Raw genomic sequence first — 13,847 nt, forward strand, 5'->3', positions numbered from 1 at the left:
CATGGCACAGGTGGAACGGCAGGCGTGGGACGTGGTCGTGGTCGGCGCGGGCGGCGCCGGGCTGCGGGCCGCGATCGAGGCCCGCGAGCGCGGCGCCCGTACGGCGGTGATCTGCAAGTCCCTCTTCGGCAAGGCCCACACGGTGATGGCGGAGGGCGGCATCGCCGCCTCCATGGGCAACGTGAACGGCGGCGACAACTGGCAGGTGCACTTCCGCGACACCATGCGCGGCGGGAAGTTCCTCAACCAGTGGCGGATGGCCGAACTGCACGCGAAGGAGGCCCCGGACCGGGTCTGGGAGCTGGAGACCTGGGGGGCGCTCTTCGACCGCACCCCCGACGGCAGGATCTCCCAGCGCAACTTCGGCGGGCACGAGTACCCCCGCCTGGCGCACGTCGGCGACCGTACGGGCCTGGAGCTGATCCGCACCCTCCAGCAGAAGATCGTCCAGCTCCAGCAGGAGGACTTCAAGGAGCACGGGGACCACGAGGCGCGGCTCAAGGTCTTCCAGGAGTGCACGGTGACGCGGGTCCTGAAGGACGGGGAGCGGGTCTCGGGCACCTTCTGCTACGAGCGCGAGAGCGGCCGGTTCTTCGTCCTGGAGGCCCCGGCGGTCGTGCTGGCCACCGGCGGCATCGGGAAGTCGTTCAAGACCACCTCCAACTCCTGGGAGTACACGGGCGACGGCCACGCGCTGGCCCTGCTGGCCGGGGCCCCGCTGCTGAACATGGAGTTCGTGCAGTTCCACCCGACCGGCATGGTCTGGCCGCCCTCCGTGAAGGGCATCCTGGTCACGGAGTCGGTCCGCGGCGACGGCGGGGTGCTGCGCAACTCCGAGGGCAAGCGGTTCATGTTCGACTACGTCCCGGACGTCTTCAAGGACAAGTACGCGGAGTCCGAGGAGGAGGGCGACCGCTGGTACGAGGACCCGGACCACAACCGGCGCCCGCCCGAGCTGCTGCCGCGCGACGAGGTGGCCCGCGCCATCAACTCCGAGGTCAAGGCGGGCCGCGGCTCTCCGCACGGCGGGGTGTTCCTCGACGTGTCGACCCGGATGCCCGCGGAGCGGATCAGGCGGCGGCTGCCGTCCATGTACCACCAGTTCAAGGAGCTGGCGGACGTGGACATCACCGCCGAGCCGATGGAGGTCGGCCCGACCTGCCACTACGTGATGGGCGGGATCGCCGTCGACTCGGACACCGCCGCCACGGCCGGCGTACCGGGGCTGTTCGCGGCCGGCGAGGTCGCGGGCGGGATGCACGGCTCGAACCGGCTCGGCGGCAACTCCCTCTCCGACCTGCTGGTCTTCGGCCGCCGGGCGGGGCTGCACGCGGCGGAGCACGCCGCGGCCCTCGACGTCGCGCGCCCGGCGGTGTCGCAGGGGCAGATCGACGCGGCCGCCGCCGAGGCGCTGGCCCCGTTCCACGCGGACGAGGGCGCGGAGAACCCGTACACGCTCCACCAGGAACTCCAGACCACCATGAACGACCTGGTCGGCATCATCCGCCGGGAGGGCGAGATGACCGAGGCCCTGGAGAAGCTGGCCGCCCTGCGCGTACGGGCCGCCCGGGCCGGGGTCGAGGGGCACCGGCAGTTCAACCCGGGCTGGCACCTGGCGCTGGACCTGCGCAACATGCTGCTGGTCAGCGAGTGCGTGGCCCGCGCCGCCCTGGAACGCACCGAGAGCCGGGGCGGGCACACCCGCGAGGACTGGCCGGCGATGGAGCGGGAGTGGCGGCCGGTGAACCTGCTGTGCCGTCCGGCGGAGCCGGCCCCCGCAGATCCGGCGGCCGGCCGGATCGTCCTCGTACGCACCCGTACCGAACCCATCCGCCCGGACCTGCTCGCGCTGTTCGAGAAGGACGAGCTGGCCAAGTACCTCGCCGAAGAGGAGATGTACGAGTGACGAGCTACGACGCACGCTTCCGGGTCTGGCGGGGTGACGCGGAGGGCGGATCGCTCAGGGACTTCACCGTCGAGGTGCACGAGGGCGAGGTGGTCCTGGACATCGTGCACCGGCTCCAGGCGACGCAGGCCTCCGACCTCGCGGTGCGCTGGAACTGCAAGGCGGGCAAGTGCGGTTCGTGCAGCGCGGAGGTCAACGGGCGCCCCCGGCTGATGTGCATGACGCGGATGTCCGTCTTCGCGCGGGACGAGACGGTCACGATCACTCCGCTGCGGGCCTTCCCGGTGGTCCGCGACCTGGTCACGGACGTGTCGTTCAACTACGCCAAGGCACGGGAGGTTCCGGCGTTCGTCCCGCCGCAGGGGGTCGCGGCGGGCGAGTACCGGATGCAGCAGGTGGACGTGGAGCGCTCGCAGGAGTTCCGCAAGTGCATCGAGTGCTTCCTGTGCCAGGACACCTGCCACGTGGTGCGCGACCACGAGGAGAACAAGGGCGCCTTCGCCGGCCCGCGGTTCCTGATGCGGGTCGCGGAGCTGGACATGCACCCCCTGGACGCGGCCGCCGAGACCGGCCTCGACCGGGGGCGCGCGGCCCAGGAGGAGCACGGGCTCGGCCTGTGCAACATCACCAAGTGCTGTACGGAGGTCTGCCCGGAGGGCATCAAGATCACCGACAACGCGCTGATCCCGCTGAAGGAGCGGGCCGTGGACCGCAAGTACGACCCGCTGGTGTGGCTGGGCAGCAGGATCCGGCGCCGTTCCGGCACCGAGTAGTTCCCTTCGCGGTACACAATGCCCCCTGGTGAGCGTCGACCGACGTGACGTCAGGGGGCTTCGCGGTGCGGGTGGGGGATCTACTGGCGGGCCGGTACCGGCTGGACCGGCGGCTCGGCGCGGGGGGCATGGGCGAGGTGTGGCGCGGCCACGACCTGGCCCTGGGCCGGGCGGTGGCCGTGAAGGTGCTGCTGGACGCGGTGACGAACGAGGAGGTGATCGGCCGGTTCCGGCGGGAGGCCACCATCGGGGCGCGGCTGCAGCACCCGGGCATCACCGTCGTGCACGACGTCGGGCAGCACGAGGGCCGGCTGTTCATCGTGATGGAGCTGCTGTCCGGCGAGGACCTGGCGGCCGTGCTGGAGCGGGAGCGGGGCGGGCTGGCGCCGGACGTCGCCGTGGAGCTGGCGGCGCAGACCGCCGAGGCGCTGGCCGCCGCGCACGAGCGGTCCGTGGTGCACCGGGACCTCAAGCCCCCGAACCTCTTCCTGCTGCCGGGCGGCCGCCTGAAGATCTGCGACTTCGGCATCGCGCACTCCGCCGACGCGACGGCCGCCTGGACGGTCACGGGGCGGATCTTCGGCACGCCGCCGTACATGGCGCCGGAGCAGTGGCGGGGCGAGCGGGTGGACGCCCGGTGCGATCTGTACGCGCTGGGGTGCGTGCTGTACGCCCTGCTGAGCGGGGCGCCGCCGTTCGGATCGGCCGAACCCATGTACGTACTGATGCGGCGGCACGTCGAGGACGCCCCGCTGTCGCTGCGCGAGGCGGGCGTGGCGGTGGACCCGGAGCTGGACCGGCTGGTGCTGGCGCTGCTGGCGAAGGACCCGGCGGACCGGCCGCGGTCGGCGGGAGCCGTCGCGGCCGCGCTCCGCGCCCTGGCGTCCGCGCCGGCCGGCCCGCGGGGCCGCGGGCCGGCGGGCCGCGACGGGGCCCCGGCCGCTGCGGAGCACCCGGAACGCGTCGCGGCGGGCCGCAACGGCCCCGCGGCGTCCGGCCGGCACGACCCGCGCCCCGCGTCGGGCGCCCGCCCTGAACCGGACGCGGTTGCGGGTGACCCGGCGGGCGGGTACGGGGCCGCGGCGGCCGGGCGGCAGGTACCGGACCCGGAACAGGCCCCGGCCACCCCGGCGGACGGCCAGCCCACCCCGGCCGCTCCGGCGCCAGGGGGACACGCCCCCGCCGCTCCGGCGCCAGGGAGACAGACACCCGCCGCGCCGGGAGACGGACAGCAAGGCCCGGCCGCTCCGGCGCCGGGGGGACACTCCCCGGCCGCTCCGGCGGGCGGACAGCAGGGCCCCGCCGCTGCGGCGCCAGGGGGACGTGCCCCCGCCGCTGCGGCGGGCGGGGAACACGACCCGGGCGCTGCGGCGCCAGGGCGACACGACGCGGCCGCTGCGGCGGCCGGGCAGCACGAGCCGGGCGCTGCGGCGCCGGGGGGACACCACGCGGCCGCTGCGGCAGGCGGGCAGCAGGGCCCCGCTGCTGCGGCGCCGGGGGGACGCGCCCCCGCCGCTGCGGCGGGCGGGGAACACGACCCGGGCGCTCCGGCGCCAGGGCGACACGACACAGCCGCTGCGGCGGGCGGACAGCAGGGCCCCGCCGCTGCGACGCCAGGGCGACACGACGCGGGCGCTGCGGCGGCCGGGCAGGACGAGCCGGGCGCTGCGGCAGGCGGGCAACACGCCGCGGCCGCTGCGGGGGCCGGGCAGCACGGACCCGGCGCTGCGGCAGACGGGGAGCGGGGGCCGGGCGCTGCGGCGGTGGCGGAGGGCGGGGGGATCCCGGCCGGGGTGCGGGAGTTCGTGCGCGAGCTGCTGCGGGAGGCCGAGGGGGACCTGCGGGAGGCGCCCTCCCCGGCCGCCCGCGTGGAGGTGCTGGCCGTCGCCGCCGACGCCGCCGCCCGCTTCGACGCCGGCCTCGCGCGCCGGCTGCTCGCCGACGCCGAGCTGGCCGCCCACAGCGCCGGCGGCGCCGGCGACGGCACCGGCGACGGGGCCCGGGTGGCGCGGCTGCTGACCGGGCTGGCCAGGGACGCCGCCCCGCACGCCCCGGCACGGGCCGTACGCCTGCTGACCGACGCGCACCAGGCCCTGTTCACGGTGTCCCGCACCGACCGGCAGGCCCCGCTGCGGGCCGTGGCGCAGGAGCTGGCCCGGCTGGCCCCCGAGCGGGCCGCCCAGCTCACCGGCTACCACTTCGCCGACGGCCCGGCGGAGAACCGGCTCCGGGCCCTGATCGCGACGGCCGTGGCCGCGGCCCGCCCCGAGGAGGCCGAGCACCGGCTGGCCCGGATCCAGGACCCCGGGACGCGCGCCGCGGCCACCTACGACCTGGTGCTCGCCGTCGCCCCCCGGGACCTGGACGCCGCGCTGCGGCTGAGCGAGCGGACCGGCTCCGCCGGGGCCCGCCTGCTGGTGCTGTGCCAGGTGGCCGGGGACCAGGCCGCGGCCGGGAACCCGGCGGGCGGGGCCCGGGCCCTGGAGCGGGCCGAGGCCGAACTCCCCGAGGTACTGGAGGAACGGGCGGCCTGGCTGCGCGAGGAGGCCGCCCGCAGGGACTTGGCCGGGGGGCTCGGCGGGATGGAGGCGGAGCGGCTGCGCGGCCGGGCCGTCGCCCTGCTCGGCCGCCGTCCCGGGACGGCGGGCGACGAGAAGGCCGACCACGCCCTGGCTGCCCTCGCCGCCGCCCGGGACCTGGTGGAGCAGGGCGCCCGGCCCGCGCTGGACCCCGTACGGGCCCGTACGCGCGCCGGGCGGGCCCGGGAACTGCCCGATCCGGCCGACCGGGCCCTGGCGCTGGCCCGGATCGCACGGGACTGCGTGGCCGCCACGGACGCGCCCTGGCCGGCCGCGCTGGCGGACGACCCGGGCCGGGCTCCCGCCACCACGGACGCGGCGGCACCGGCCGCGGACCGCCGCCCGGCGCGGCCCCTGGTCGCGACGGCGGACGGCCGGCACTGGCGGACGGCGGCCCGCCCCGACGCGCTGCACTCCGCCGGGGACGCCGTCCTGTGGCGGGCGGCGGCCGAGGTGGGCTGCGTGGACGCGGACACCGGGGCGGCCCGCTGGAGCGCCTTCGCCGACGAGGGGGTGCCCGCGGCCCCCTTCACCGGGCGGGTCGACGTGGACTGCGCGGCCGACGCCGCGACGGTGTACGTGAGCGTGGCCGGGGCGCAGCCGCCCGCCGCCCGGCTGCTGGCGCGGGAGCCGCGCGACGGGCGGGTGCGCTGGTGGCGCCAGTGGCCCGCCGCCCCCCGGCTGTACCCGGCGGGAGAGCTGGTGCTCGCCGCGCTTCCGGACCGGCTGGCGGCCCTGCGCGCCGACAGCGGCGAGGAGTTGTGGGTGCGGCCGCTGGACGGCGACCCCGCGGACCCGGCCCGCTCCCTGACGGTGGCCGCCGACCGGCTGGTGCTCGGCCACGCGGCCGGGCGCCGGGGGCTGCGCCTGCGGGACGCGGCTCCGCTGTGGGCGTGGGCCCGCTCCGGCGACGGCTTCACCGCGCGGCAGGTGCCGGGCGGGCCGCCTCGCGGCGGCCCCGGCTTCGGCGGCGGCCTGGTCCACCTGCTGGACGCCGGGACCGTACGGGCCGTGCGCGGCGGCACCGGCGAGGAGGTCTGGAGCTTCGCGGCGGGCGTCCCCGCGCCCCGGCTGCTGGTCACGGGCGGAGCCGCGTACGTGGCCGGGCACCGCCGCGACCAGGGCGCCGACGTGGTGTGGGCGCTGGACGCGCGCAGCGGGGCGGTGCTCTGGCAGCGGCCGCTGGTGCGCCGCGAAGGGACGGACCGCGCCCTCGACCTGCTCGGCGTCCGGGCGGGCGGGCTGACCGTGCTCGCCTTCCTGGGGGGCCGGCGCGGGCTGCTGGGCAAGGCGCTCCGGCCGTACGTGGCGACCCTGGACCTGAAGACGGGCAAGGTGCGCCGGCAGTGGGAGGAGCCGGCGCTGGGGTCGGGGAGCGTCCTGCTGGCGGGGGACCTCCTGGTCCTGGCGCGCCCCGAGCTGGCGGCGTACGCCCGGCCCTGAGCCGGCGGCGCGGGCCGGCCCGGGGGCGGGGGCCGCCTCCGGGTGCGGGGCCCGGGCCGCGCCCCTACCCTCCGAAATGTGTACCCGCCGAGAAGCGAGACCACCAGCGAGACCACCAGAGGGGCCCGGGCCGCGCGCGGCGGACTGGCCCTCGCAGCCGTGCTGCTGGCGTTCGGCGGGTGGGGCGTGGCCGCCGCACCGCCCGCCCGGGCCGAGGATCCCGTCACCCTGTCGCGGCAGGGTCAGATCACCGACCGGGTGGGGGCGCTGGGCGACCGGAAGGGCGCCGTCACGGCCGCGCTGGACAAGCTCTACGCCGACCGCAGGGTCCAGCTGTTCGTCACCTACGTGAACGACTTCTCCGGCCGCTCCGCGCAGAGCTGGGCGGACGCCACCGCGCAGAAGAACGGGCTGGGGCAGAACGATGTGCTGCTGGCGGTGGCGACCGGGGCCCGCCAGTACGCCTATTCGGCCGATGTGGACTCCGGTTTCACCGAGGAGCAGCTCGCGACGGTCGCCCGGACCGCCATCGAGCCCGCCCTGAAGGAGAACGACTGGGCGGGCGCGGCGATCGGCGCGGCCGACGGCTACGACGCGGTGCTGGGCGGGCTGCCCGTCCCGGTCCCCGCGATCACTCCCGGCGCGAGCGATCCCGGCGGCGGGGGGAGCGGTCAGAGCGGGGCCGGGGACTTCGTCCTGCCGGTGGTCGTCGTCGGCGCGGCCGGGGCGATCGGGGCGTACGCGTACACCCGCCGCAAGCGCGGCCGGGGCGGTGACGGTGGCGGTGGCGGGCGGGGCACGACCACCGCCCACCCCGGCTGGGACGGGCGCAGGGCGGAGCCGGCGCCGCTGCCGGAGCTGGACGCGCGGGCCAAGGCGCTGCTGGTGGAGACCGACGACGCGGTCCGCACCAGCACCGAGGAACTCGGTTTCGCCTCGGCCCAGTTCGGCGACGAGGCCGTCGCCGGCTTCACGCAGGCCCTGGCGTCCGCCAAGGACGGACTCACCCGCGCCTTCCGGCTGCGCCAGCAGCTGGACGACGCCTACCCGGAGGACGACGCGACCCGGCGCCGGATGCTGGACGAGATCGTGGCCCGCTGCACGGAGGCCGGCCGGCGTCTGGACGCCGAGTCGGCGGGCTTCGACCGGCTGCGGGACCTGGAGAAGAACGCCCCGCAGGCCCTGGCGGCGGTGGAGGCGCAGTTCCGGACGCTGACCGGCCGGACGACGACGGCGGAGGCGACCCTGACGGCCCTGGCCGGCCGGTACGCGGACTCCGCGTCCGCGCCGGTGGCGTCCAACCCGGAACAGGCCAAGGACCGGCTCCTGTTCGCGACCACCCATCTCGGCGAGGCCCGGGCGGCGATCGACGCCGGGGACAACGGCCGGGGCGCCGTGCACGTCCGGGCCGCGGAGGGGGCGGTGGACCAGGCCGCGACCCTGGTCGACGCGGTGGAGCGGCGGGCCCGGGAGCTGGCGGAGGCCGCCGGGAAGCTGACGGGCGCCCTGAACGAGACGGAGACCGACCTCGCCGACGCCCGGGGCGTGCTCACCGGCACCGCCGAGGGCACCTCCACCGCCGACCTGCGCGGCCGGATCGGCCGGGCGGAGTCCGTACTGGCCGACGTGCGCCGCGAGGAGGCGGCCGGACGCTACGACCCGATCGACGCCCTGCGCCGCATCGAGGAGGCCGACGCCGCCCTGGACGAGGCCCTGGCCGGGGCGCGCGAGCGGGAGTCGGGGCGCCGGCGGGCGGCGGCGCTGCTGGACCAGGCCCTGCTGTCGGCCCGCAGCGCGATCGGCGCGGCGACGGACTACGTCACCACCAGCCGGGGCGCGGTCGGCAGCCAGGCCCGTACCCGGCTGGCGGAGGCGCAGCGGCACCTGGAGCGCTCGCTGTCGCTGGCGGCGGCGGATCCGCCGGGCGCGCTGACGGAGGCCCAGCAGGCCGACTCGCTCGCCCGGCAGGCGCAGCAGCTGGCGGAGCAGGACGTACGGGCGTACCAGAACCCGTACGCCGGGCAGCGCTCCGGCGGCGGCCGGGGCGGGGCGGTGCTGGGCGGGATCATCCTCGGCGAGATCCTCCGGGGCGGCGGGGGCGGCTTCGGCGGCGGCCGGGGCGGCGGCGGCGGCGGCGGCGGCGGCTTCGGGGGCGGCGGCGGCAGCGGCCCCGGCTCCTTCGGCGGCGGCGGCACCCGGGGCCGGATGGGCGGTGGCGGCCGCTTCTGAAACCGCGCCCCGCGCGCACCCGTAGACCTCGCTGACCCCCTCGACCCCGTTGACCCGTCAGGAGAGCCCCGTCATGAGCAAGCAGACCATCCTCGGCCGTGTCACCCAGCTCGCGAAGGCCAACATCAACGCGCTGCTGGACCAGGCGGAGGATCCGCAGAAGATGCTCGACCAGCTGATCCGCGACTACACCAACAACATCTCGGAGGCCGAGCAGGCGGTGGCGACCACCATCGGCAACCTGCGGATGCTGGAGGCCGACCACAAGGAGGACGTGGACGCGGCCGCCGAGTGGGGCGACAAGGCCTTCGCCGCCAGCCGGAAGGCGGACGAGCTGCGGGCGGCGGGTTCGACGGCGGACGCCGACAAGTTCGACAACCTCGCGAAGGTCGCCCTCGGACGGCAGATGCAGTCGGAGAAGGAGGCGAAGACGGCGGAGCCGACGATCGCCGCCCAGAGCGAGGTGGTGGACAAGCTCAAGTCGGGGCTGGACTCGATGCGCGGCAAGCTGACGGAGCTCCAGGGCAAACGGGACGAACTGGTCGCCCGCGCCAAGACCGCGCAGGCGCAGAACACGATGCTGGACGCGGTGAAGAACATCGACGTCCTGGATCCGACCAGCGACCTGAACCGCTTCGAGGAGAAGGTCCGCCGCGAGGAGGCCATGGCGATGGGCAAGCAGGAGCTGGCCGCCTCCTCGCTGGACGCCCAGTTCGAGTCCCTGGAGGACCTGGGCAGGAGCGCGGAGATCGAGGACCGCCTGGCCGCCCTCAAGGCGGGCAACCGGGGCCGGGCGGCGTAGCCGGCCGCCGGCCGGCCGGTGGTTCCGGTCCGGCAGGGGCCGCCCCCGGTCATCCGTACATGCTCAGCAGCTGCTCCGCCGAGAGTTCGGTGACCACCACGTCCGGGCCGCCGGGCATCGGCAGGGGCAGCTCGAACCAGACCGTCTTGCCCCGGTGGGTGCGCCGGGTGCCCCAGCCCGCCGAGAGCAGGCCCACGAGCTGGAGGCCGCGGCCGCCCTCGTCGGTGTCCCGGGCACGGCGGCGCCGGGGCTGGGCCAGGTTCGCGTCCCACACCTCGCACACCAGGGTCCGGTCCAGCAGCAGCCGCAGCCGGATCTCCCCCTCCCCGTACCGCAGGGCGTTCGTGACCAGCTCGCTGACCAGCAGTTCCGTGGTGTCGAGCAGCCCCTCCAGGCCCCACCCCGGCAGCTTCGCCCGGGCCAGTTCCCGGGCCCGGCCCACCGAGCGGGCCTCGCGCGGCAGCTGCCAGTCGCCGACGGCCTCCACGGGCAGCCCCTGCACCCGTGCCATCAGCAGGGCGATGTCGTCCTCCCCGTGCCGGGTGTGGAGGGTGTTGAGCACGTGGTCGCAGACCTCCTCCAGCGGCCGGGACGGATCGGCCACCGCCCGCCGCAGTCCGCGCAGCCCCTCCTCCAGCGGGTGGTCGCGGGATTCGACGAGGCCGTCGGTGTAGAGGGCGAGCAGCGCGCCCTCGGGCAGTTCCACCTCGACCTCCTCGAAGGGTTCGCCGCCCACCCCGAGCGGCATCCCGGTCGGGATCTCCAGCAACAGGCCGGGGCGCGGCTCGCCGCCCTCCTCCGCCGGTTCGACCAGCACGGGCGGCATGTGGCCCGCGTTGGCGATCGTGCAGCGCCGGGTGACCGGGTCGTAGACGGCGTACACGCAGGTGGCGAGGTACACCTCGGAGCGGTCGGCGTCGCGCGAGTGCAGGGCGGCGCGCGAGGCCTGCTGGGAGCCGCCGGGCGCGCCGAGGCCGCGCGCGACCTCGTCGAGGGCGGTGAGCACCTCCGCCGGTTCCAGGTCGAGCAGGGCGAGGGTCCGTACGGCGGTCCGCAGTTCGCCCATGGCGACGGCGGCCCGCAGCCCGCGGCCCATGACGTCGCCGACGACCAGGGCCGTGCGGTGGCCGGGCAGTTCGATGACGTCGAACCAGTCCCCGCCCACCTCGGTGGCCGCGTTGCCCGGCAGGTAGCGGCAGGCGATGTCGAGCCCGGCCGCCTCCGGGTCGCCGGGGGGCAGCAGGCTGCGCTGCAGGATCAGGGCCCGTTCGTGCTCGCGCCGGTAGAGGCGGGCGTTGTCGATGCAGACGGCCGCGCGGGCCGCGAGTTCCACGGCGACGGCCCGGTCGCGTTCGCCGAAGGGCTCGCTGCCCTTCGTACGGGAGAACTGGGCCAGGCCCACCACCGTGTCGTGGGCGACCATCGGCACGATCAGCGTGGACTGCACGAGCGCGTTGGGCGAGCCCCCCTCGATCAGCCGGGGCCGCGCCGTGCGCAGGGCCAGCGCCCCGGGGGAGGCGGCCGGGTACCGGTGGGTCTCCCCCACGGCGACCGGTGCGCCGGACCCCGACAGCGGGGCGTCGGAGACGGCCGAGGCGAAGGCGACCCGGCGCAGCGGGGCGGACGGCGCGCGCCCGGCCCCCTGTCCGGGCAGCGAGGGCACGCCGGGGCCCTGCGGGCGGGCCGGCCGGTCGTCGTCTCCGAGGAGGAGCCCCTGGTAGAGGTCGACGGCGGCCAGGTCGCAGAAGCCGGGGACGGTGACGTCGAGGAGTTCGCGGGCGGTGGTCTCCAGGTCGAGGGAGGTCCCGATCCGGTGCCCGGCCTCGTTGAGCAGCGCCAGGTTGCGCCGGACGCCGGCGGCCTCGCGGGCGGCGAGGTGGCGGCGGGTGACGTCGGTGCCCAGTCCGGCGATACCGATCGGGCGGCCGGTGCCGCCGTGCACGCGGTAGAGGTTGATCGACCAGTGGCGGTCCTCACGGCTGCCCGGGGCCGCTCCGGTGATCCGCAGGTCCGTGACGGAGTCGCCGGTCTCCAGGACGCGGCGCAGCGCTTCGGCCATCTTGTCGGCCTCGTGCGGCGGCAGGTAGTCGTGCACGGTCCGGCCCCGGTGCTCCTCGGCGGCGCCGCCGAAGACGGTCGCGAAGCGGCGGTTGGCGCGCTGGACGGTCAGGTCCGTACCGAAGAGCAGGAAGCCGAAGGGAGATTGGCCGAATATGGCCTGCGACGCGGCGAGATCGGACTCGATGCGGCGCAGCGCGCGCACGTCGACGACGACGCACAGCGCCGCCCGTTCGGCGGCCTCGGTCTGGGTCGGCATCACATAGATCTCGGCCACCCCGTGCGCCCCGTCCCCACCGGGGATCCGGAAGGGGATCAGGCCCGTCCATTCCTTGCCGTCGAGGATCTCGGCGACCCGGCGGTGCCCTTCGGGGCGCAGCTCGGGCGGCATGAAGGCGTCGACGGGGTCGCGCCCCACCGCCTGGGCCGCCGTGAGCCCGAACAGCTCTTCGGCGCGCAGGCTCCACTGATCGATGAGCCCGTCGGGCCCGATCGAGAACGATGCGACCTTTATGTAGTCATATATCGAGCCAGGCGGGCTGCTGTGCCACAAGGAGTCGTGCCACGTCTCCCCGGGCATCCGGGCCTGATGTGCCTGCGCAGGTATCTCGCTCACGCGACCGTCCCCTCCAGCTCACCGCAACCGGACCGGCCATGACCGAAGTATTCAGCACCACGGCCCCGTACGGCACGGCGTTCACGATCACAAAAGGGTCCCGTTGTTTTCCGGCCACGCCCGGCGGTCTCCACCGGACGCCTTCCGGGAGACCCCCTGCCACCCTTCTCCTTGTTACTCACCAGGAAGAGCCAACTCGAACCACACGGTCTTGCCCGACTTCCCGTGCCGGGTCCCCCAGCGCTGCGCCGAGACGGCGACCAGATGCAGCCCCCGCCCGCCCTCGTCGTCCGGTTGCGCGACCCGCTCGCGGGGTGGATCCGGAAGCGGATCGGAGACCTCCACCAGCAGGGCGGGGCCGCCCGCCCGGCCGTCGGCGTCCGGGTGGCGCCGTTCCAGGCGGACCCCGATGGGACCGGAGGCGTAGCGCAGGGAGTTGGTCACCAGTTCACTGACCAGCAGGACGGTCACGTCACCGACGGAGTCCAGTCCCCAGGAGCGCAGTGCGGCGCGCACGGCGTGGCGGGCGGTGCGGACGGCACCGGGCTCGGCGGGAAAGGCCCACTCGGCGCACTCACCGTCTGTGTCGATCACGCCGATCACTTCCCGGGCCACCAGCGACCCCTGTCAGGTTCGTCGGGGACGAAAGGGGGGACGAGATTGGGACTAATAGCGACATACCCCCTATATGAGGCGTCGTACCACCCGATCCGGCCCGATCCCCCACGCACCGGCGCACTGTGGCGCAGACGGCCTACCGCGTGCGCGTCACGCGCCCCGGTGCGCCCCGTCGCGCAGCCGTCGGCCGGCCTCCGCGACGGCCGGGCGGTCCTGGTCGAGCCAGTCCACCGAGTCCAGCTCGTGCGGCCCGAGCCAGCGCAGCTCGTCGTGGTCCTCCAGCGGCTCGGGCTCGCCCGAGAGCAGCCGCGCGGTCCACACGTGCAGCACGAAACCCGGCTTCAGCGGCCATTCCCCCGGGATCCGCTCCAGCGCCTCGGCCTCGACGCCGAGCTCCTCGCGCAGTTCGCGCACGAGCGCCTCGGGTACGGTTTCGCCCGGTTCGGCCTTGCCGCCCGGGAGCTCCCACCGGCCGGCCACCTCGGGGGGCGCACTGCGCCGGGCGGCCAGCAGCCGCCCGTCACGACAAAGGGCTCCGCCCACGACCACGCGTACAGTCATGGACGGAGCCTATGCCAGCGCCGGCCGTCAGTTCGTCGTGGCGGTCTGGCTTCCCTGTCCGATCCGCTCGACCCAGTACAGCTGCTTGTGTCCCCGGTCGTCGAGGCTGTCGACGACCTTCTGGGCCTCGGCCCGGGTGGAGTACCGGCCCACCCGGTAGCGGTTGCCGTTGTCGTCCTGACGTATGACCAGCCATGGGAGCAGGGCACCGCTGTCGTTCATCGCGCTCCACCCTCCGCCGATGTACCTGCCCAGGAAACCG

9 protein-coding genes are annotated in these 13,847 nt (G+C 75.9%); 5 read left to right on the forward strand and 4 right to left on the reverse strand.

Annotation, left to right across the window (positions count from 1 at the left end):
• Position 1: 1 nt before the first annotated feature.
• The 5 genes from ACGFXC_RS26355 to ACGFXC_RS26375 all read left to right on the forward strand — a co-directional run bounded on the left by ACGFXC_RS26355 (position 2) and on the right by ACGFXC_RS26375 (position 9,732).
• Complete coding sequence (locus ACGFXC_RS26355; protein WP_393716702.1) at positions 2-1,906, forward strand: fumarate reductase/succinate dehydrogenase flavoprotein subunit; 1,905 nt, start codon at positions 2-4, stop codon at positions 1,904-1,906.
• Positions 1,903-2,679, forward strand: a complete 777-nt coding sequence (locus ACGFXC_RS26360) for a succinate dehydrogenase/fumarate reductase iron-sulfur subunit (protein ID WP_393716704.1) — start codon at positions 1,903-1,905, stop codon at positions 2,677-2,679. Before ACGFXC_RS26355 ends, ACGFXC_RS26360 begins: the two co-directional genes overlap by 4 nt.
• Before the next feature lie 44 nt (positions 2,680-2,723).
• On the forward strand, positions 2,724-6,701 hold the full coding sequence (locus ACGFXC_RS26365) for a protein kinase (RefSeq protein WP_393716706.1): 3,978 nt from the start codon (positions 2,724-2,726) through the stop codon (positions 6,699-6,701).
• A 159-nt stretch (positions 6,702-6,860) separates the two neighbouring features.
• The gene (locus ACGFXC_RS26370; RefSeq protein ID WP_393716760.1) at positions 6,861-8,930 is read left to right on the forward strand and encodes a TPM domain-containing protein; all 2,070 of its coding nucleotides are present in this window, start codon (positions 6,861-6,863) and stop codon (positions 8,928-8,930) included.
• 73 nt (positions 8,931-9,003) lie between these two features.
• Positions 9,004-9,732, forward strand: a complete 729-nt coding sequence (locus ACGFXC_RS26375; RefSeq protein ID WP_393716708.1) for a PspA/IM30 family protein — start codon at positions 9,004-9,006, stop codon at positions 9,730-9,732.
• A gap of 49 nt (positions 9,733-9,781) precedes the next feature.
• Here ACGFXC_RS26375 and ACGFXC_RS26380 read toward each other — a convergent pair whose 3' ends face one another.
• From ACGFXC_RS26380 to ACGFXC_RS26395, 4 genes are all read right to left on the reverse strand, one after another.
• Complete coding sequence (locus ACGFXC_RS26380; RefSeq protein WP_393716762.1) at positions 9,782-12,370, reverse strand: SpoIIE family protein phosphatase; 2,589 nt, start codon at positions 12,368-12,370, stop codon at positions 9,782-9,784.
• 210 nt (positions 12,371-12,580) lie between these two features.
• The gene (locus ACGFXC_RS26385; RefSeq protein WP_393716764.1) at positions 12,581-13,009 is read right to left on the reverse strand and encodes an ATP-binding protein; all 429 of its coding nucleotides are present in this window, start codon (positions 13,007-13,009) and stop codon (positions 12,581-12,583) included.
• 165 nt (positions 13,010-13,174) lie between these two features.
• Positions 13,175-13,585 (reverse strand): (deoxy)nucleoside triphosphate pyrophosphohydrolase, encoded by a 411-nt coding sequence (locus tag ACGFXC_RS26390; protein ID WP_393716710.1) that lies wholly within the window; start codon positions 13,583-13,585, stop codon positions 13,175-13,177.
• A gap of 27 nt (positions 13,586-13,612) precedes the next feature.
• Positions 13,613-13,807, reverse strand: coding sequence for an SPOR domain-containing protein (locus tag ACGFXC_RS26395; protein ID WP_266574127.1), 195 nt, complete (start codon positions 13,805-13,807; stop codon positions 13,613-13,615).
• Positions 13,808-13,847: the final 40 nt, after the last annotated feature.

The sequence above is a fragment of the Streptomyces sp. NPDC048507 genome, assembly GCF_043199995.1.
In the GTDB taxonomy this organism is placed as follows: Bacteria; Actinomycetota; Actinomycetes; order Streptomycetales; family Streptomycetaceae; genus Streptomyces.